Source organism: Clavibacter rahimiani (assembly GCF_052654495.1).
In genome coordinates this window covers 2,159,974-2,177,840 of the sequence record NZ_CP199790.1, presented here as the reverse complement: position 1 = coordinate 2,177,840, position 17,867 = coordinate 2,159,974, and the positions used below count along the sequence as shown (strand labels likewise).

The following is a 17,867-nucleotide window of genomic DNA, read 5'->3' as shown; positions in this document are numbered from 1 at the left end:
CCCATGACGCCGCGTTTCACCCCGTTACGCCGTGTGATGACGCCTGCTGCGAAAACCCTGCATGCGTGTTGGAGTGGCGTCATCCCACCCGCACCACAGACACGCAGGAGCAGAACCATGCCTCGTCCACCGCGCACCGCCATCGCCCTCACCGCCTTCGTCGCGGCGACCGGTCTGCTGGCCGGCTGCTCGGCCGGTGGCGGGGGAGGGGCGGATCAAGCCGCGAGCGGCGAGCCGAAGCCCGGCGGCACGCTCACCTACCTCGAGCCGCAGACCTGGACGACGCTGTACCCGCCGGCCGCGGGCTTCTACCCGAACGGCGCGGTGGTCAACAACATCACCGACCGCCTGCTCTGGCAGGACCCGGAGACGCTCGAGCTGCAGCCGTGGATCGCCACCGCGCTGCCCGAGGTCAACGCCGACGCGACCGAGTACACCTTCGACATCCGCGACGACGTCACCTACTCCGACGGCACCCCGCTGACCGCGGAGAACGTGGTCGCCAACTTCGACCTCTACGGCAAGGGCGACACCGCGCGCGCCCTGACCGTCAGCGAGGCGATCAACAACTACGACCGCGGCGAGGTCGTCGACGCGGACACCGTCAGGTTCCACTTCACCGCCCCGGCGCCCGGGTTCGCGCAGGCGACCTCGACCATCAACTCGGGTCTCGTCTCGGACTCCACGCTCGCGAAGGCGGACGACGGCTTCGGGCCCGGCCAGGCGAAGACGGTCATCGGCAGCGGCCCGTTCGTGGTCGGCGACGAGGCCGTCGGCACGCAGATCTCCCTCACCGCCCGCGAGGACTACGACTGGGCGCCGCCCGAGGCCGAGCAGCAGGGCCGCGCGCTCGTCGACGGGGTCGACCTCATCGTCACCGCCGAGGACAGCGTGCGCGTCGGCACGGTCGTCTCGGGCCAGGCCGACGTCGCCCGGCAGATCGAGGCGCCGGACGAGGCGCAGTTCCGCACCGGGGACCTGCAGCTCGTCGCCGCGGCGACCAATGGCGTCGACAACGGCCTCAACCTCCGCTTCCGCACCCCGCAGCTCGAGGACGTGCGGGTGCGGCAGGCGATCATCGCGGGCGTCGACCGCCAGGCGATCCTCGACACCCTCTTCAGCGACAGCTACCCGCTCGCGACCGGCGTGCTCGCGAAGAGCGCGCTCGGCTACGTCGACACCTCCGCCTCCTACGAGCACGACGCCGACAAGGCGGCCGCCCTCCTCGACGAGGCCGGCTGGATCCTCGGATCCGGTGGCGTCCGACAGAAGGACGGGCAGGACCTGGAGCTCGTGTTCAACGAGGCGCTCCCGCAGCCGCGCTCCAAGGAGGTCGTGACGCTCATCCAGTCGCAGCTCGCGGAGCTCGGCGTGAAGGTCGAGCTGTTCTCGGGCGACCAGGCCGCGCAGACGAAGGCCTCGCAGGACCCGGACGCGCTCGAGGTCTACCACTCGATGGTCGGCCGCGCCGACTACGACGTGCTCAAGTCGCAGTACTTCTCGACCAACCGGAACGTGCTGCTGAACCGGGACCCGTCCGACGGCAGCATCGCCGACCCGGAGCTCGACGCGCTCCTCACGGCGATCGCCTCGGAGCCCACGACGGAGGGCCGCCAGGCCGCGTCCGCCGCCGCGCAGCAGCACATCGCCGACCAGGCCTACGTGCTCCCGCTCTTCGAGGAGCCGCAGGTCTACGGCCTCCGCGGCGACGTGCAGGGCTTCGCCACCGAGTCGGTCGGCCGTCCCACCTTCTCGGGCGTCTGGCTGAACCGCTGATGCGTCGGCCGTCGCGCGCGACGGCGCGGCAGCCGGCACGGCGAGGGGGACCGCGATGAGCTACGTCCTCCGCCGCGCCGGCCAGGCCGTCGTCGTGCTGGTGCTCGCCTACGTCGTCGCCTACGTGCTGCTCGCGGCGCTCCCCGGCGACGCCGTGCTCGCCCGCTACGGCAGCCCCGAGCTCGGCCTCTCGCCCGAGCAGCTCGCCGCGATCCGCGAGTCCTACGGCGCCGACCGGCCGCTGATCGTGCGGCTCGGCGAGTCCGCGGGCGCGTTCCTCCAGGGGCAGCTCGGGTACTCGGTGCAGAGCGGCGCGGCCGTGTCCACGCTGCTCGCCACCGCGATCCCGTCGACGCTCGTGCTCGCCGTGCTGGGACTCGTCGTGGCCGTGGTGCTGGCCGTGCCGATCGCGTTCCTCGCGACCTACGGCGGCGCCCGCTGGATCCGCCGCATCTTCCGCGACCTGCCGCCGCTGCTCGTCTCGCTGCCCGTGTTCTGGGTGGGGATCATCCTCATCCAGGTGCTGTCGTTCCGCTTCGGGCTCGTGCCGCTGATCGGGGCGAGCCCCGGCGAGGCGCTGATCCTCCCGGTGCTCACCATCGCGGTGCCGATCGCGGCGCCGCTCGCGCAGGTGCTCATCCGCAGCATCGACGACGTCTCCGCGATGCCGTTCGTGCAGGTGGTGCGCTCGCGCGGCGCCGGCACGCCGTGGCTGCTCCTCCACGGGGTCGGCCGGAACGCGCTGCTGCCGACGCTGACCATGGCCGGGCTCCTGTTCGGCGAGCTCGTCGGCGGGGCCGTCGTCACCGAGGCCGTGTTCGGCCGCGCGGGCGTCGGCCAGCTCACCGTCCAGGCCGTCGCCAGCCGCGACAGCCCGGTGCTGCTCGCCGTCGTCGTGCTCTCCACCGTCGCCTACGTCGTGATCAACCTCGTGGTCGACCTCCTCTATCCGGTCCTCGACGCGCGCCTGCGCAGAGGAGGTGCGCGATGAGCGCCACCACGCTCGCCACCCTCGACGCGCCCCGCGCGCGTCCCGCCAGCCGGGCCCGCCTCGCGTGGGGGCTCGCCGTCCCCGTGCTCGTCGTGCTCGTGATGCTGCTGTGGGCGGTCGCGCCGCAGCTGTTCGCATCCGGCAGCCCCACGGCCTCGGTCGCGCCGTCGCTGCAGGCGCCGAGCGCCGCGCACTGGTTCGGCACCGACGCCACCGGTCGCGACCTCTACACGCGCGTCGTGTTCGGGGCGTCGCAGTCCGTCGTGGGCGCGGTCGTCGCCGTGCTCGTCGGGCTCGTCGTCGGGACGCTGCTGGGCGTGGTCGCGGGGGCGGTCGGCGGCATCGTCGACGACGTCCTCATGCGGCTCGTCGACGTGCTGCTCGCGATCCCCGGGCTGCTGCTCTCCCTGAGCATCGTGATCCTGCTGGGCTTCGGCACCACGAACGCCGCCATCGCGGTGGGCGTCACCTCCATCGCCGTGTTCGCCCGGCTCTCCCGCGCGGAGGTCGTGCGCGTGCGCGTGAGCGAGTACGTCGAGGCGGCCTACGGATCCGGCGGCACGCTCGTGCAGGTGCTCCGCCGGCACGTGCTGCCCAACTCCCTCACGCCCGTGATCGCCCTCGCGGCGCTCCATTTCGGGTCCGCGATCCTGCAGATCTCCACCCTCGGCTTCCTCGGCTACGGCGCCCCGCCGCCCACGCCCGAATGGGGCCTCCTCGTCGCCGAGGGTCGCGACTACGTGGCCACCGCGTGGTGGCTCACCGTGCTGCCGGGCGCCGTGGTCGTCGCGGTCGTGCTCGCCACCAACCGCATCAGCCAGTCCATCCGAGGAGGGCAGCTCGCATGACCGATCCCACGCCCCCGCTCCTCGCCGTGCGCGACCTCCGGGTCGACTACCGCACGGCGGCGGGCACGCGCACGGCCGTCGACGGCGTCTCCTTCGAGGTCGCCGCCGGCCGCGTCACCGCGCTCGTCGGCGAGTCCGGATCCGGCAAGTCGTCCGTCGCGCAGGCCGTCGTCGGGCTGCTCGCGCAGAACGGGACCATCGCGGGCGGCGCCGTCGCGCTCCGCGGCACGGAGCTGGTGGGCATCGGGGAGTCCCGGCTCCGCGGCATCCGCGGGCGCCGCATCGGGCTCGTGCCGCAGGATCCGGGCAGCTCGCTCGACCCCGTCGCCACCATCGGCCAGAGCGTCGCCGAGGGCCTCCGCATCCACGGATCCCGCGACCGCCGCCGGAACCGGGCCCGCGTGCTCGACCTCCTCGAGCGCGTCGGCATCGACGACCCCGAGACCCGCGCCCGGCAGTACCCGCACGAGCTCTCCGGCGGCATGCGCCAGCGCGTGCTCATCGCCGCGGCGATCGCGCTGGAGCCCGAGCTGATCATCGCCGACGAGCCCACCAGCGCCCTCGACGTGACCGTGCAGCGCCGCGTGCTCGACCTGCTCGACGGGCTCCGCGCGGAAACCGGCGTGGGCGTGCTGATGATCACGCACGACCTCGCGGTGGCCGCCGAGCGCGCCGACGACGTGGTCGTCCTGCAGCGGGGCCGCGTGCAGGAGCAGGGACCCGCCTCCCGCGTGCTCGCCGCGCCCGCCTCGCCGTACACGCGCGCGCTCCTCGCGGACGCGCCGTCGTTCCGCCAGGTGGTGGAGCGGCGGCCCGCGGTCGTCGACGTCTCGGCGCCGCCGCTCGTGGAGGTCGCGGGGCTCCGGCGCGAGTTCCGGCGACGCGGATCCTCGCCGCTGGTCGCCGTCGACGACGTCTCCTTCGCGGTGCCGCGCGGCACGACGCACGCGATCGTGGGGGAGTCGGGCTCCGGCAAGACCACCATCGGCCGCGCCATCGCGGGCTTCGACCGGCCGACCGCGGGCACCGTCCGGGTCGGCGGCGTCGACGTCACCGCGCTCCGCGGGCGCGCGCTCCGGGAGTCCCGGCGCACGGTGCAGCTCGTGCACCAGAACCCGTTCGGGTCGCTGGATCCGCGCCAGACCGTCGCGCAGATCGTCCGCGAGCCGCTGCTCAACTTCCGCGACGGCGGCGACGCGGCATCACGCCGGGAGGCCGTCGCCGAGCACCTGCGGCTCGTCGACCTGCCACCCGAGACCGCCGAGCGGCACCCGCGGGAGCTGTCCGGCGGCCAGCGGCAGCGCGTCGCGATCGCCCGTGCGCTCATCCTCCGGCCCGAGCTGGTGGTGCTCGACGAGGCCGTCTCGGCGCTCGACGTGACCGTGCAGGCGCAGGTGCTGCGCCTGCTCGCGCGGTTGCAGTCCGAGCTCGGGCTCACGTACGTGTTCATCTCGCACGACCTCGCGGTCGTGCGGCAGATCGCCGACACGGTCTCCGTGCTCCGGCGCGGCCGGCAGGTCGAGGGAGGACGGGTGGACGACGTGTTCCACGATCCGCAGCACGAGTACACGAGGGAGCTGATCCGGGCGATCCCCGGCACCGGTCGCCCGGCCCGCGAGGACGAGGGGGCGCGCGCATGACCGGCGCCCGGCTCGGCTTCTTCGGCCGCGTGCTCGACGCCGGCACGCCCGCGGAGCGCTACGAGGCGGCGCTGGAGCAGATCCAGCACGCCGAGCGGCACGGGTTCGCGTCCGTCTGGCTCGCGCAGCACCACTTCGGCGAGGAGGGCGGCGGGCTGCCGTCCCCGTTCGTGTTCCTCGCGGCGGCCGCCGCGCGCACGTCGCGCATCGGCCTCGGCACGGCGGTGCTCACGCTGCCGATCGAGGACCCGCTGCGGGCCGCCGAGGACGCCGCCGTGCTCGACCTCCTGAGCGGCGGACGCGTGCAGCTCGGCCTCGCGAGCGGCGGCACGCCCGCGTCGTTCCCGGCGTTCGGACGCGACCCCGGGGAGCGGCACGCCCTCTTCCAGGATCACCTCCAGGTGCTGCTCGACGCGCTCGACGGCCGCGGGGTGCGCGGCACGGACTCGCGCATCTACCCGCCCGCGCCGACGCTCTCGGCCCGCATCTGGCAGGGCACGTTCTCGGCGGCGGGCGGCGCGCGCATCGGATCCCGCGGCGACGGCCTCATGCTCTCCCGCACGCAGCCGCGCCCCGACACCGCGCCCGACGCGCCGCTGCACGAGCTGCAGCTGCCGATCATCGACGCCTACCGGGAGGCGCTGCCCGCGGGCGCTCCCGAGCGGGTGCTCGCGTCGCGCACGGCGCTCGTGGTGGATCCGGCCGACGTCACCGCCGCCCGCGCCCTCGCCGAGCCCGCCCTCCGCCGCTTCGCCCGCACGATCGTGGGGGACGCGGCGGACTCCCTCGACCTCGACGCCGTGCTCCGGGTGACCGACACGCACCTCGGCACGGTCGACGAGGTCGCGGACGGCCTCGCCGCCGACCGCACGCTCGACGCGGCGACCGACGTCTCGTTCCAGGTGCACTCCATCCCCGCCACGCACGCGCTCACCCTGCGGAGCCTGGAGCTGCTGGGCGCCGAGGTCGCGCCGCGCCTCGGCCTCGCCACCGGAGGAGCCGCCGCCGACGGCCTCCGCGACGCGCACCTCGGCATCGCCGACCGCACCCCGACCCCCGCACGCCTGACCCCCGCACGAGGAGGAGCCTCATGACCGGATCCGACACCGCCCGCGCCGACGTGATCGACCTGCTGGCCGGCCTCGCGCCCGACCACCCGCTGAGCCGCGTGCGCGACCTGCGCCCCGACGCCCGCGCCAACGCCCAGCGGAGCTTCGAGGCGCTGCTGGAGCCCGCGGATCCCGGCGCCTTCGGGTACGCGGAGCGGTACGCCGTGGCCGCGTTCGTGGCCGGGCTGCACGGATCCGAGCGGGCCGCCGCCTTCTACGCCGACCTGCTCGGCGACGCCGACGCGGAGCTCGCGCCCGTCGTCGACCGGGCCGCCCGCGCCGCCGCGACCGCGGGGCCGACCGGCGCCTACCGGGAGCCGGGCCTCGCCGACGAGAGCGTGCCCGGGGAGCCCTGGCAGCCGGACGCCGCCGCGCACGACGCCCTCGGCACGCGGCTGGCCGCGGCGCTCGCGCACGCGCACCTGCTCGTGATCCGCGCGCGCGAGTCGAACCCCGCGGCCCTCCGCGCGCTCGGCGCCGCCGGCTGGACGCCCGACGAGATCGTGAGCCTCTCGCAGCTGATCGCGTTCCTCACCTTCCAGCTGCGCGTCGCGTGGGGGCTCACGGTGCTCGCCGCCGATCCCGCTGACGCGACCGCGGAGCCCGCCGCCGGCCCCGCATCCACCCCCGACCCGGCAGGAGCCGCCCGATGACCGCCGTCGATCCCGTCACCGACCCCGTCGACCTCGCCCGCCCCGACGCGTTCACGCAGCAGGGCCTCGGCTGGGTGCCCTGGCTCGAGCCCGTGGCCGAGGACGCCCTCGACGACGTCCAGCGCGCCGCCCTGATCGAGCCCGCCCGCGCGCGCATGCCGTACTTCCGGCTGCTGGCGCGGGATCCGGCCGCCCTCGAGGCCCGCACGCTGACCGACCTCGACATCTTCCACAACCCCGACGGCGGCATCGGCCGCGCGGAGCGGGAGCTCGCGGCGGCCGCCACCTCGCGCGCCAACGGCTGCGTGTTCTGCGCGTCCGTGCACGCCGCCGCGGCGACCCGCTTCTCCGGTCGCGAGAACGACGTGCAGCGCCTCCTCGACGAGGGCACCGACGCCGTGCTCGGCGACGAGCGGTGGGACGCCGTGGTCGCCGCGTCGGTGGCGCTCGCGTCGACGCCGCTCGCGTTCGGATCCGCCGACGTCGCCCGCCTCCGCGCGGCCGGCCTCGACGACGCGGCCGTGGTCGACGTGATCAACGGCGCCGCGTTCTTCAACTGGGCGAACCGGCTGATGCTGTCCCTCGGCGAGCCCGAGGTGCCCGCGGCCCGACGCGGAGCGGGCGCGTGAGCGCCGCACCCGTCGCACGCGACGCCGTGCCCGCGCTCCTCGACCACGTCGTCATCGCCGGCCCGGACCTCGCGGCCCTCGTCGCGTGGTTCGCCGAGCGCACGGGCGTCGAGGCCGAGCCCGGGGGCGTGCACCCCAGCGGCACCGCGAACGCGCTCGTCGCGTTCACGGTCGACGGCGTCCGCGGGCCGTGGTACCTCGAGCTCATCGGCCCGGATCCGGCGCGCGTCGACCGGGCGATGCCCACGCGCTTCGGGATCGCCGAGCTGACGGCGCCGCGCGTCGTCACGTACGCGGTCCACCCGGCCGGCATCGCCGACGTCGCGGCCCGGGCGCGCGAGCGGGGCGAGGATCCGGGACCCGTGTCGGACCTGTCCCGGCGCACGCCCGACGGCACCCTCCTCGAATGGCGCCTCACGCACCCGCGCGGCGACCGCCCGGACGTGCCGTTCCTCATCGACTGGGGATCCACGCCGCAGCCGGGCACCACGATCGGCCCGGCCGTCGAGCTGCTCGCGTTCACGCAGACCGCGGGGGATCCGACGCCCACCGAGGCCGCCCGCGCCGCCCTCGACCTCCCGCCGGGATCCCTCGCGGATCTCGCGACGGGCCCCCGCGACGGCTACGCGCTGCGGGTGCGCCGGGCCGACGGGACGCCGGTCGACCTCTGACCCGGGCGGCAGCACGATACGACGCGAGGCGGTGCCCGGGATCGCTCCCGGCCACCGCCTCGCGTCGTGCTGCCCTAGCGGGCGGTCGCGCGCTCACGCTCCCGGCCGTCCGTGCCCGCGGATCCCGCCACGGCCACCGCGGGATGCACGGCCTCCGCGTCCGACGCCGACGCGGACGCCGACGCCGCCTCCGCCCGCCGCGCCGCGATCGCCTCCCGCGCCGGGTCCTTCGCGAGGACCGCGGCCGTGATCGTGAGCACCGCGTAGAACCCGATGTACGCGCACAGGATCCACGGCGATCCGTTCCCCCACTGCAGGAACAGCACCGCGAGCAGCGGCGTGAGTCCGACGGAGAAGATGCTGCCCACCTGGTAGCCGAGCGAGACGCCGCTGTAGCGGACGCCGGTCGGGAACTGCTCGGCGAACCACGCGGCCTGGGGGCCGTAGATCGAGTCGTGGAAGACGTTCATGCCGAGCGCGAAGACGAGCGGCAGGAGCAGGAGCGGGCCGGAGTCGAGGAACGCGAAGAACGGCCAGATGAGGATCCCGATGCCGGCGGCGCTCGCGATGGTGAGGCGGCGGCGGCCCACCCGGTCGGAGATCCAGCCCCAGAGGGGCGTGGTGAGCACGCTGAGCGCCGAGACGATCAGCACCGAGGTGAGGGCGACGCCCGAGTCGCCGCGCTTCGACGCGAGGTAGGACAGCGTGTAGACGGTGAGGATCGAGTAGAGCGCGGGCTGCACGAGGCGGAGGCCCGCGGTGATCAGCACGGCGCGCGGATGCTTCCGGAGCACCACGCCGAGCGGGAAGCGCTCCACCTTGCCCGAGGCCTTGATCTCCGTGAACTCGGCGGCGTCCTCCACGCGGAGGCGGATCACGAGGCCGACGCCCACGAGCACGGCGCTGAGGAGGAATGGCAGCCGCCAGCCCCAGGCGAGGAACTGCTCCTCGCCGAGCGTGAAGCGGGTCGCGGCGAAGACGCCGGTCGCGAGGAGCATGCCGCCCGCGGAGCCCATCTGCGTGAACGCGCCGAAGAGGCCGCGGCGGTGGGCGGGGGCGTGCTCGACGGACAGCAGCGCGGATCCGCCCCACTCTGCGCCCGCCGCGATGCCCTGCACGAGGCGCAGGAGCACGAGGCCGACGACGCTCGCGAGCCCGATGGTCGCGTAGGTGGGCAGGACGCCGATGAGGGTCGACGCGATCCCCATGAGCACGAGCGAGTAGACGAGCATGCGCTTGCGGCCGATGCGGTCGCCGAGGTGGCCGGCGACGATCCCGCCGATGGGCCGGGCGAGGAAGCCGACGCCGTACGCGGCGAACGAGGACAGCAGCGCGACCGCGGGCGTCTGGTTCGGGAAGAACTGGCTGCCGAACACGAGCGCGGACGCCGTGGCGTAGAGGTAGAAGTCGTAGTACTCGACGGTGGTGCCGACGAACGACGCGGTGAGGACGCGGCGTCGGCGGCGCGCGACGTCGGCGGGGGCCTCGGGGGCGGATCCGGCGGGATCGGCGCCGGCGGACGACGCGGACGACGCGGCAGATGCGGCGGGCGGTGCGGTGGTCATGGTGTCTCCAGCGGTGCGGCTGCGGTGCAGGGGGAGCGGGCCGGGCGGGGATCCGCTCGGGTGCCGCCCACCGTGCCCGTGTTCCCGCGACCGGGGAAGGGGCGCGGTCACGTCGCGTAACGCGGGCCGGTAACGCCGCGTCACACACGGGCCGGCGGATTCCGGCGGCCGGGGAACCGGATGGGAGGGTGGGACCTCGACGAGAGGATCCACATGCCCGACGTTCGACCTCCCCTCCGCTTCGCCGCGTTCGTGATGAACACCGCCAGCCACATCCAGCACGGGCTGTGGCGGCACCCGTCGGCGAGGCAGCACGAGTTCGACGACGTCCAGCTGTGGGTGGATCTCGCCAGGACGCTCGAGCGCGGCCGCTTCGACGCCATGTTCTTCGCCGACGTGGTCGGGCTCTACGGACCGGGCGACGGCGCCTACGACGTGAACGCGCGCGAGGGCCTCCAGTTCCCGAGCAACGACCCGCAGGTGCTGATCTCCGCGCTCGCCGTGAGCACCGAGCACCTCGGCTTCGCGTTCACGAGCTCCGTGCTGCAGGCGCACCCGTTCGACTTCGCGCGCAAGGTCTCCACGCTCGACCACATCTCGAAGGGCCGCATCGCCTGGAACGTCGTGACCAGCGCGCTCGACGGCGCCGCCCGCAACTTCGGCCACGACGGCCTCGAGGACCACGACGCCCGCTACGCCTGGGCCGACGAGTACCTCGACGTCGTCTACAAGCTGTGGGAGGGCTCGTGGGACGACGACGCGCTCCAGCGCGACAAGGAGCGCGGGGTGTTCTCGGACGCGTCGAGGATCCACCGCATCGACCACGAGGGGCCGCGCTACAAGGTCGCGGGCCCGCACCTGTCGTCGCCGTCGCCGCAGCGGACGCCCGTGCTCTTCCAGGCCGGATCCTCGCCCGTGGGTCGCCGCTTCGCCGCCCGGAACGCGGAGGCGCAGTTCATCCTGTCGTCGACGCCGGAGAAGACCCGCGCCCTCATCGAGGACACCCGGGCGCTCGCCGTGGACGCCGGCCGACGCGCGGACGACCTCTCCTTCTGGCTCGGGCTCTCCTTCATCACGGGCAGCACGGAGGAGGAGGCGAAGCGCAACGAGGCCGAGATCGACGAGTACCTGAGCGCCGACGGCTTCCTCCTGCACTCCAACCTCGGCTTCGATCCGAAGACGGGCGAGCAGCTGGATCCGGCGACGCCGCTGTCGCAGGTCGAGACGCAGGCCGGGCAGAGCCACCTCACCTGGCTGCGGGAGGCGTCGCCCGACCGCGAGCCGACCATCGCCGACCTCGCGCGGCTCTCCGCGAAGCTGCGCGGACGCGTCGTCGGCACGCCCGAGCAGATCGCGGACGTGCTCGCGGGCTGGCAGGAGGCGGGCGTGGACGGGATCAACGTCATCAACTGGACCCTGCCCGGCAGCTACGAGGACTTCGTCGACCACGTCACGCCCGTGCTCCAGGAGCGCGGCCTGCAGCAGCGCGAGTACGAGCCCGGCACGCTCCGGCACAAGCTCACCGGGCGCGACCGTCTGCCGGAGTCGCACCCGGCGGCGGCGTACCGGGGCGCGTTCTCGTGACGCACGGCTCGGCGACGGGTGCGTCCACCGCGGACCTGCGGGCCGAGTTCCTGCCGCTGTTCGACCGGATCCGGGAGGGCGCCGTCGCCCGCGAGCGCGACCGGGAGCTCGCCTTCGACGCCGTCGCGCTCCTCCGCGACGCCCGGTTCGGCGCGATCCGGCTGCCCGTCGCCGACGGGGGTCGCGGGGCGTCGCTCGCGCAGCTCGTCGAGCTCGTCGTCGAGCTGTCGGCCGCGGACGCCAACGTCGGCCACCTGCTCCGCGGCCACTTCGGCTACGTCGAGCTCGTGCTCCGCCGGCCGGCGGGGGAGGCGCGGGACGAGTGGATCCGCCGCATCGCCGACGGCGCGATCGTCGGCAACGCCACGAGCGAGCAGACCGGCAACACCCTCGCCGACATCTCCACCACGCTCACCGAGCGCGACGGCCGGTGCTTCCTCGACGGCACCAAGTACTACTCGACGGGCACGCTCTACTCCGACTGGATCTACCTCGCCGCGGGACGCCAGGCGGCGGACGGCGTCGAGCGCGTGACGCTCGCGATCCCGACCGATGCGCCCGGCGTCACCGCGGTCGACGACTGGGACGCGTTCGGCCAGACCCTCACGGCGAGCGGCACCACGACCTTCGCCGGGGTGGAGGTGGATCCGGCGACCGTCACGGCCTACCGCGAGGCGCCGCTGAGCCACATCCAGGCCTTCTACCAGCTGCACCTCGTCGCCGTGCTGGCGGGGATCGCGCAGGAGGTCGAGCGGGACGCTGTCGCGTACGTGCGGAGCCGCACGCGCACCTACATCCACGCCAACGCGGCCCTCCCGAAGGACGACCCGCAGGTGCTCGACGTCGTCGGCCGGATCTCCACGGCCGCGTTCGCCGTGCGCGCCACCACCCTCGCGGCGGCCGCCCTGCTCGACGCCGCCGTCGCCACCGCTCCCCCCGGCGAGGCCCTCGACCGGCCGACGCTCGACGCCGCCGAGAACGCCGTCTACCAGGCGCAGGTGCACGCGGTCGAGCAGGTGCCCGCCGCGGCGACCCTGCTGTTCGAGGTCGGGGGAGCCTCCGCCACGTTCCGGGAGCGCGCGCTCGACCGGCACTGGCGGAACGCGCGCGTCGTCGCGAGCCACAACCCGGCGATCTACAAGAGCCGGGCGATCGGCGAGTACGCGGTCGCGGGCCGCGGCCCGGTCGCGGCGTGGGCCGCGTACGAGAAGGTGGGCGCGACGGCGTTCCCGCGCTGAGCCCGCGCGCGTCGAGCCGGTTGCGCTGACCCGTCCCCGCAGCCCGCCGTGCCGCCCGACCTGGGGGCGTCGGAGCGACCGGGAGCTCCGCCCGCGCTCGGTACGGTGGACGGGCGGGATCGGGGCCCGCGGACCGGGGGATCCATGACGACGCACGCGCCCAGCCGCCCGCAGCTGGACACGACGCCGCTGACCGGCCGCATCGACCGCGACGACCTCCGCCGGTTCCGCCGCGAGTTCGCCGCGCGGTTCCCGGTGCTCGTGTCACCGCTGCTCCTCGTCGGCCGCATCGGGATGGGTCTCCTCGCCGCGCTCGCGATCCCGCTCGGCGGCGTCCTGCTGCTCGTCGGGGTGCTCGGCGCGATCTTCGCCTCCGAGCCCGAGACGCGCGGCGACGCGCTCGGCATGGCCGTCTTCGGGATCCCGATGCTGGGAGCCGGCGTCTTCTTCGCCTGGTACCTGATCCGCACCCGCCGGCGCCGCAGCACCCTCCGCGCCCACTACCGGCTCGCGCGCTTCGGTCGGGTCAACGGGCTCAGCTACACGCCCGGCCCGCTCGCCGACGGGCACATGGGCGAGGCCGCGCGCGGCATGCACGTCACGCGGATCATGCGCCCCCGCACCGCGCGCCCGGTGGAGTTCGGCAACCACGAGCTGAGCCGCACCTCGGACTTCCGGGGCATCACCCAGTTCGGCGGCTACGCGATGATCGGGCTGCGGCGCGAGCTGCCCCACATCCAGGTGGTCGCCAACCGCACGCGCCTCCGCCGGGCGATGACGCCGACCGTCGACGTGGCGCGCTCGCAGCGCCTCGAGCTCGAGGGCGACTTCGATGAGCACGCAGCGCTCTACTGCCCGGAGGGCTACGAGCGCGACGCCCTCTACCTCTTCACGCCGGACGTGATGGCCGTGCTCGTCGACCGGGTGCGCGGCTTCGACGTGGAGATCCGCGGCGACCGCCTGCTGCTGCGCTCGCCGGCCGACATGGTGACCCTGGATCCCGACCGCTGGCGTGACGTCATCGACGCGACCGCCGCCCTCCTGGGGAAGGTCGACCGCTGGGAGCGCTGGCGGGATGACCGGCTCGCGTCGCTCGAGGGCGTCGAGGAGTCGGTGCTGACGGCATCCGACGACGCGCTCGCCGTGCCCGCCCCCGGGAAGGCCCGTCGCCGCCCCCGGCGCTCGCGCGGCGTCGCGGCGGCCGGACGGCGCCTCCGGATGCGGCCGACGGTCGGCCTCCTCCTGCTCTGCCTGCTGGCCGCCGTCTTCGTCGGCCTGGGCTTCCTGATCACGACGCTCCCGTGAGCGGCGATCGGGCCCTCACGCGGTCCCGCCTCGACACGGCCCCGCTCACCGACCGCATCCGCCGCCGCGACCTCCGCGCGTTCCGACGGGAGTTCCGCCGGGCGCACCCGGAGGCGGAGGGGATCGGGGTGAGGGGACGCACCGCGCTCATGGTCCTCCTCACGTGGATCAGCGCCCTGGCGCTCGTCCTCCTGGCGGGGATCGTCGTCGACACCCTGCAGGAGGGCGAGCCCGACGCCGGCGAGGAGGTCGTGTTCCAGGGGCTCATCGGCGCGATCTTCCTCCTCATGCTGATCGTCTTCGGCAGCTGGGTGATCCGCTCGCGCGGCCGCCGCGGCGGCTACCGCGCCCACCTGCGCCTCGTCCGCTTCGGCGAGGCGAACGGCATGTCGTACCTGCCGGGGCCCATGTCCGACGGGCACTTCGGATCCGCGCGCCGCTACCTCGACCTCACGCGCGTGATGCGGCCGATCGCGGCGCCCGGCGTCGAGTTCGGCAACCACGAGATCGTCGCGTCCGGACGACGGAACGGGTCGCCGCGCTTCGGCGGGTACGCGATGATCCGGCTCGGGGCCGAGATGCCGCACATCCGCGTGATCGCCCGGCGGGGTGCGCTCCGACGCGCCCTCTCGGCCGCGCGGCAGCCCGACCGGGATCAGCGCCTCTCGCTCGAGGGCGACTTCGACCGGCACTTCGCGCTCTACTGCCCGGAGGGGAGCGAGCGCGACGCCCTCTACCTCTTCACGCCCGACGTGCTCGCCGTGCTCATCGACCGCGTGCGCGGCCTCGACGTCGAGATCGCGGGCGACCGCCTGCTGCTCACCTCGCACGACGACGTGGTGACGCGCGACCCGGAGCGCTGGCGCGACGTGATCGAGGCGACGACCGCGCTCGTCGCCAAGGTCGACCGCTGGGAGCGCTGGCGGGCCGATCGCCTCGAGCGGCCGGAGGATCCGTCCGCGCTCGACGCCGTCCTCGCCGCCATGGGCCTCCCGGACACGGGGCGGGCCTCCCGGCCGAGGCGCGTGCGGCGGCTGCGGATGCGGCCGACGCTCGGCGGCGTCGTCGCGGTGGGCGTGCCGGTCCTCCTCGCCATCGTGTGGTGGATCGCGGTGGCCGTCCTCGCGTGACCCGCCGCCGCCCGCGTCACTCGCCCGTTACGCCGTCGACGAGCTCCCGGATCGCGTCGACGTGGCCCGCGTGGCGCGCCGTCTCCTCGATGAGGTGCACCACGATCCAGCGCAGCGACGGCATCTCCTCGGGCGGCCCGGCCGCCGCGATGTCGTCGAGGTCGTGCCGCGCGATGACGGCGTCGCTCTCCGCGCAGGCCCGCTCGTAGTCCGCGACGATCTCCGCGAGGGAGTCCTCGGGGCCGACGCGCCACTCGCCGTCGGGGTCGTCGTCGCCCCCGAAGCGCCGGGCGTAGTCGCCGGCCTCCATGGTCTCGACGGTCCACGACCGCTCGACGTCGGCCAGGTGGCGCAGCACGCCGGAGATCGACGTGGCGCTCGGGAGGACCCGCCGCGCGCCGTCGGCGTCGGAGAGGCCGCGGGCCTTGCGGATCACGGTGGCGCGGTTGAGCGCGAGGAAGCCGGTAAGGCAGGCGCGTTCGTCGGCGCGCGGCGGGAGGGGGCGGTCGTCGGGGCCGAGGACGTCGGCGTCCGCGCCGCCCGCGGTGTCGGGGCTGTCGCTCATGGCGGGAGCCTAGGGCGGGTCCCGGCACCCGGGGAAGGGCTGCGGACGCGGGGATCCGCGTGGAGCGCCCGCGCATCCGCCCCGGGTCAGACTGGGCGCATGACCTCGAGCCCCGCCTCCCGCCCGCGTGCCGCGACCACCGACCCGCGCATCGCCCCGGACGGCGGCCGGCGCTCCCTCCCGCGCACGCTCGCGCGGATCCTGCTCGGCCTCGTGCTGATCCTCGCCGGCACCGGCCACCTCACGGTCGCGCGGCAGTCGTTCCAGGCGCAGGTGCCGACGTGGCTGCCGATGGACCCCGACTTCGTGGTGCTCGCGTCGGGCGTGGTCGAGATCCTGCTCGGCCTCGCGCTCGTGCTGCTGGGGCGCTGGCGGGTGTGGGTCGGGCTCGTGGTGGCCGTCTTCTTCGTCGCGATCTTCCCGGGCAACGTGTCGCAGCTCGTCACCCGCACGCCGGCCTTCGGGCTGGAGACCGACGCCGCGCGCGCGATCCGGCTCGTCTTCCAGCCGCTCCTCGTGATCTGGGCGCTCTGGTCGACCGGCGCCTGGTCGGCCTGGCGAAACAGGCGCGCCCGCCGCTGACCAGGGTCGAGCGGCGGGCGCGGGAGCGTCGGCGGAGCGGCTAGAGGCGGAGTCGCAGCCGCTGGACGGCGCGCTGCGCCTCGCCCGTGCGGTGCCCGACGCCGAACCAGGCGATCGCGCCGAGCACGGGGAACAGCACGATGGCGACGACCCACAGGTCGCGCGCGAAGCCGGCGAGGGACCGGTCGCGGACGACCTGCACCAGCGCCGCCGCGACGAGCGCGACGTACGCGAGGGCGAGCGGGGCGACGACGGCCCCGGCGATCAGCGCATCCGACATGGTGGTGCCTCCTCCGTGATCGTGTCCGACGACCCTAGGCCCGGGCCGTCCCGACGCGCGAGAGGATGGCGGCCGTCGCGGCCTTCACGCCCGTCTCGAGGGTGCCCTCGAGCGTCGGCGCGAACTGCGGCGTGTGGTTGCCGGGCGGCGGGGTCGCGCCGCCGTAGGCCTCGGGCTCCACCCCGCCGAACGCCCAGTAGACGGTGGGCACGCCGATGGCCTCGCCGAGGATCCCGAAGTCCTCGCTGCCCATGATGGGCGGCGACTCGACGACGCGGTCCGCCCCGAGCTGCGCCGTGAGCGCCGCGACGACGCCGCGCGTCGCCTCCGGGTCGTTGCGGTTGAGCGGGAACGAGACGATCTCCTCGATCTCGGGCTCCGGCGCCCCGCTCGCGGCGGCCTCGGCCACGATGATCCGTCGCACGGCCGCCAGCACGCGCTCGCGCAAGGCGACGTCGAAGGTCCGGATGCTCAAGCCCAGCACCGCGTGCTCGGGGATGATGTTCTCCTTCGTGCCCGCCTGGAACGTGCCCACGGTCACGACGGCCGCGGCCTGCGGGTCGATCTCGCGGGCGACCACGGTCTGCAGGCGGAGCACGATGGCGCTGGCGGCGACGATCGGGTCGATGGAGTTGTGCGGCTGCGACCCGTGGGCGCCGCGGCCCTTCACGGTCACCCGCCACGAGTCGGACATGCTCATGAAGGCGCCCTCGCGGGTCGCGACCATGCCGACGGGGAGCGGGAACACGTGCTGGCCGAGGATCACCTCGGGGCGCGGCGCGCGGTCCCAGAGGCCGTCGGCGAGCATCGCGCGGGCGCCCTCTCCGGTCTCCTCGCCGGGCTGGAACACGAAGACGACGGTGCCGGCCCAGGCGTCGCGGTTCGCGGCGAGCGCCTGCGCCGTGGTGAGCGCGGCGGCGACGTGGAAGTCATGGCCGCAGCCGTGCATCGTGGGCACCTCGGTGCCGTCGCGCTGCACGCCGGTGTCGCGGCTGGCCCACGCGAGGCCGGTCTCCTCGAGGATGGGCAGGCCGTCGGTGTCCGCGCGGAACGCGACCACGGGGCCGTCGCCGTTGCGGAGGATCCCGACCACTCCGGTGCCGCCGCAGCGGCTGGTCTCGGCGCCGATCGCCTCGAGGTACGCCTCGATCGCGGCGGCGGTCGCGTGCTCCTGCATCGACAGCTCGGGGTGCGCGTGCAGCGAGCGGAACAGCTCGTGCGCGTCCCGCACGTCGTCGTCCAGCAGGGTGACACCGGGGTGCACGTCCATGGGGATCCTCCTCGCGGGTGGGTGGCGTCCC

The 17,867-nt window shown here is 74.8% G+C and carries 17 protein-coding genes; 13 read left to right on the top strand and 4 right to left on the bottom strand.

The genetic code is table 11. The features are described 5' to 3' along the window. Nucleotides 1-117: 117 nt before the first annotated feature. From ACT7CP_RS10335 to ACT7CP_RS10300, 8 genes are read left to right on the top strand one after another with little or no spacing between them, the layout of a single operon-like run. Entirely contained in the window at nucleotides 118-1,776 is a 1,659-nt protein-coding gene (locus tag ACT7CP_RS10335; protein ID WP_445442148.1) for a TIGR04028 family ABC transporter substrate-binding protein, read from the top strand. A gap of 55 nt (nucleotides 1,777-1,831) precedes the next feature. Beyond that, nucleotides 1,832-2,767, top strand: a complete 936-nt coding sequence (locus ACT7CP_RS10330) for an ABC transporter permease (RefSeq protein WP_445442147.1) — start codon at nucleotides 1,832-1,834, stop codon at nucleotides 2,765-2,767. Further along, entirely contained in the window at nucleotides 2,764-3,615 is an 852-nt protein-coding gene (locus ACT7CP_RS10325; protein WP_445442146.1) for an ABC transporter permease, read from the top strand. Before ACT7CP_RS10330 ends, ACT7CP_RS10325 begins: the two co-directional genes overlap by 4 nt. Further along, nucleotides 3,612-5,255: a dipeptide ABC transporter ATP-binding protein gene (locus ACT7CP_RS10320; RefSeq protein WP_445442145.1), complete on the top strand. Its 1,644-nt coding sequence runs from the start codon at nucleotides 3,612-3,614 to the stop codon at nucleotides 5,253-5,255. Before ACT7CP_RS10325 ends, ACT7CP_RS10320 begins: the two co-directional genes overlap by 4 nt. After that, entirely contained in the window at nucleotides 5,252-6,349 is a 1,098-nt protein-coding gene (locus ACT7CP_RS10315; protein WP_445442144.1) for a putative FMN-dependent luciferase-like monooxygenase, read from the top strand. The genes ACT7CP_RS10320 and ACT7CP_RS10315 overlap by 4 nt, the downstream gene beginning before the upstream one ends. Then, nucleotides 6,346-7,017 (top strand): CMD domain protein, encoded by a 672-nt coding sequence (locus ACT7CP_RS10310; protein ID WP_445442143.1) that lies wholly within the window; start codon nucleotides 6,346-6,348, stop codon nucleotides 7,015-7,017. The genes ACT7CP_RS10315 and ACT7CP_RS10310 overlap by 4 nt, the downstream gene beginning before the upstream one ends. Next, on the top strand, nucleotides 7,014-7,646 hold the full coding sequence (locus tag ACT7CP_RS10305) for an alkylhydroperoxidase domain protein (RefSeq protein WP_445442142.1): 633 nt from the start codon (nucleotides 7,014-7,016) through the stop codon (nucleotides 7,644-7,646). The genes ACT7CP_RS10310 and ACT7CP_RS10305 overlap by 4 nt, the downstream gene beginning before the upstream one ends. Beyond that, complete coding sequence (locus ACT7CP_RS10300; protein WP_445442141.1) at nucleotides 7,643-8,317, top strand: VOC family protein; 675 nt, start codon at nucleotides 7,643-7,645, stop codon at nucleotides 8,315-8,317. The genes ACT7CP_RS10305 and ACT7CP_RS10300 overlap by 4 nt, the downstream gene beginning before the upstream one ends. 74 nt (nucleotides 8,318-8,391) lie before the next feature. Here the strand turns inward: ACT7CP_RS10300 and ACT7CP_RS10295 are convergent, their stop codons facing one another. Then, the gene (locus ACT7CP_RS10295) at nucleotides 8,392-9,882 is read right to left on the bottom strand and encodes an MFS transporter (RefSeq protein WP_445442140.1); all 1,491 of its coding nucleotides are present in this window, start codon (nucleotides 9,880-9,882) and stop codon (nucleotides 8,392-8,394) included. A 213-nt stretch (nucleotides 9,883-10,095) separates the two neighbouring features. Here ACT7CP_RS10295 and ACT7CP_RS10290 point away from each other — a divergent pair, with 213 nt between their 5' ends. The 4 genes from ACT7CP_RS10290 to ACT7CP_RS10275 all read left to right on the top strand — a co-directional run bounded on the left by ACT7CP_RS10290 (nucleotide 10,096) and on the right by ACT7CP_RS10275 (nucleotide 15,139). Further along, nucleotides 10,096-11,466, top strand: coding sequence for an LLM class flavin-dependent oxidoreductase (locus ACT7CP_RS10290; RefSeq protein WP_445442139.1), 1,371 nt, complete (start codon nucleotides 10,096-10,098; stop codon nucleotides 11,464-11,466). Then, nucleotides 11,463-12,704: an acyl-CoA dehydrogenase family protein gene (locus ACT7CP_RS10285; RefSeq protein WP_445442138.1), complete on the top strand. Its 1,242-nt coding sequence runs from the start codon at nucleotides 11,463-11,465 to the stop codon at nucleotides 12,702-12,704. Before ACT7CP_RS10290 ends, ACT7CP_RS10285 begins: the two co-directional genes overlap by 4 nt. Before the next feature lie 144 nt (nucleotides 12,705-12,848). Further along, nucleotides 12,849-14,009: a hypothetical protein gene (locus ACT7CP_RS10280; protein WP_445442137.1), complete on the top strand. Its 1,161-nt coding sequence runs from the start codon at nucleotides 12,849-12,851 to the stop codon at nucleotides 14,007-14,009. Further along, complete coding sequence (locus tag ACT7CP_RS10275) at nucleotides 14,006-15,139, top strand: hypothetical protein (RefSeq protein ID WP_445442136.1); 1,134 nt, start codon at nucleotides 14,006-14,008, stop codon at nucleotides 15,137-15,139. The genes ACT7CP_RS10280 and ACT7CP_RS10275 overlap by 4 nt, the downstream gene beginning before the upstream one ends. Before the next feature lie 16 nt (nucleotides 15,140-15,155). Here ACT7CP_RS10275 and ACT7CP_RS10270 read toward each other — a convergent pair whose 3' ends face one another. Then, entirely contained in the window at nucleotides 15,156-15,704 is a 549-nt protein-coding gene (locus ACT7CP_RS10270; protein ID WP_445442135.1) for a DinB family protein, read from the bottom strand. Between the two features lie 99 nt (nucleotides 15,705-15,803). Between ACT7CP_RS10270 and ACT7CP_RS10265 the strand changes: the two genes are divergently transcribed. Further along, nucleotides 15,804-16,286 (top strand): DoxX family protein, encoded by a 483-nt coding sequence (locus ACT7CP_RS10265; protein ID WP_445442134.1) that lies wholly within the window; start codon nucleotides 15,804-15,806, stop codon nucleotides 16,284-16,286. A 40-nt stretch (nucleotides 16,287-16,326) separates the two neighbouring features. Here ACT7CP_RS10265 and ACT7CP_RS10260 read toward each other — a convergent pair whose 3' ends face one another. Both ACT7CP_RS10260 and ACT7CP_RS10255 read right to left on the bottom strand, forming a co-directional pair. Then, nucleotides 16,327-16,566, bottom strand: a complete 240-nt coding sequence (locus ACT7CP_RS10260) for a PLDc N-terminal domain-containing protein (protein ID WP_445442133.1) — start codon at nucleotides 16,564-16,566, stop codon at nucleotides 16,327-16,329. Between the two features lie 34 nt (nucleotides 16,567-16,600). Continuing rightward, on the bottom strand, nucleotides 16,601-17,836 hold the full coding sequence (locus ACT7CP_RS10255) for an amidohydrolase (RefSeq protein WP_445442132.1): 1,236 nt from the start codon (nucleotides 17,834-17,836) through the stop codon (nucleotides 16,601-16,603). Nucleotides 17,837-17,867 lie beyond the last annotated feature (31 nt).

What these genes read in the sequence shown, in the direction of transcription:
- ACT7CP_RS10315 (WP_445442144.1), top strand. Translation starts at nt 5,252, where the DNA reads ATGACCGGCGCCCGGCTCGGCTTCTTCGGCCGCGTGCTCGACGCCGGC.
- ACT7CP_RS10280 (WP_445442137.1), top strand. Translation starts at nt 12,849, where the DNA reads ATGACGACGCACGCGCCCAGCCGCCCGCAGCTGGACACGACGCCGCTG.
- ACT7CP_RS10310 (WP_445442143.1), top strand. Translation starts at nt 6,346, where the DNA reads ATGACCGGATCCGACACCGCCCGCGCCGACGTGATCGACCTGCTGGCC.
- ACT7CP_RS10335 (WP_445442148.1), top strand. Translation starts at nt 118, where the DNA reads ATGCCTCGTCCACCGCGCACCGCCATCGCCCTCACCGCCTTCGTCGCG.
- ACT7CP_RS10295 (WP_445442140.1), bottom strand. Translation starts at nt 9,882, where the DNA reads ATGACCACCGCACCGCCCGCCGCATCTGCCGCGTCGTCCGCGTCGTCC.
- ACT7CP_RS10255 (WP_445442132.1), bottom strand. Translation starts at nt 17,836, where the DNA reads ATGGACGTGCACCCCGGTGTCACCCTGCTGGACGACGACGTGCGGGAC.
- ACT7CP_RS10325 (WP_445442146.1), top strand. Translation starts at nt 2,764, where the DNA reads ATGAGCGCCACCACGCTCGCCACCCTCGACGCGCCCCGCGCGCGTCCC.
- ACT7CP_RS10320 (WP_445442145.1), top strand. Translation starts at nt 3,612, where the DNA reads ATGACCGATCCCACGCCCCCGCTCCTCGCCGTGCGCGACCTCCGGGTC.
- ACT7CP_RS10305 (WP_445442142.1), top strand. Translation starts at nt 7,014, where the DNA reads ATGACCGCCGTCGATCCCGTCACCGACCCCGTCGACCTCGCCCGCCCC.
- ACT7CP_RS10265 (WP_445442134.1), top strand. Translation starts at nt 15,804, where the DNA reads ATGACCTCGAGCCCCGCCTCCCGCCCGCGTGCCGCGACCACCGACCCG.
- ACT7CP_RS10260 (WP_445442133.1), bottom strand. Translation starts at nt 16,566, where the DNA reads ATGTCGGATGCGCTGATCGCCGGGGCCGTCGTCGCCCCGCTCGCCCTC.
- ACT7CP_RS10270 (WP_445442135.1), bottom strand. Translation starts at nt 15,704, where the DNA reads ATGAGCGACAGCCCCGACACCGCGGGCGGCGCGGACGCCGACGTCCTC.
- ACT7CP_RS10290 (WP_445442139.1), top strand. Translation starts at nt 10,096, where the DNA reads ATGCCCGACGTTCGACCTCCCCTCCGCTTCGCCGCGTTCGTGATGAAC.
- ACT7CP_RS10330 (WP_445442147.1), top strand. Translation starts at nt 1,832, where the DNA reads ATGAGCTACGTCCTCCGCCGCGCCGGCCAGGCCGTCGTCGTGCTGGTG.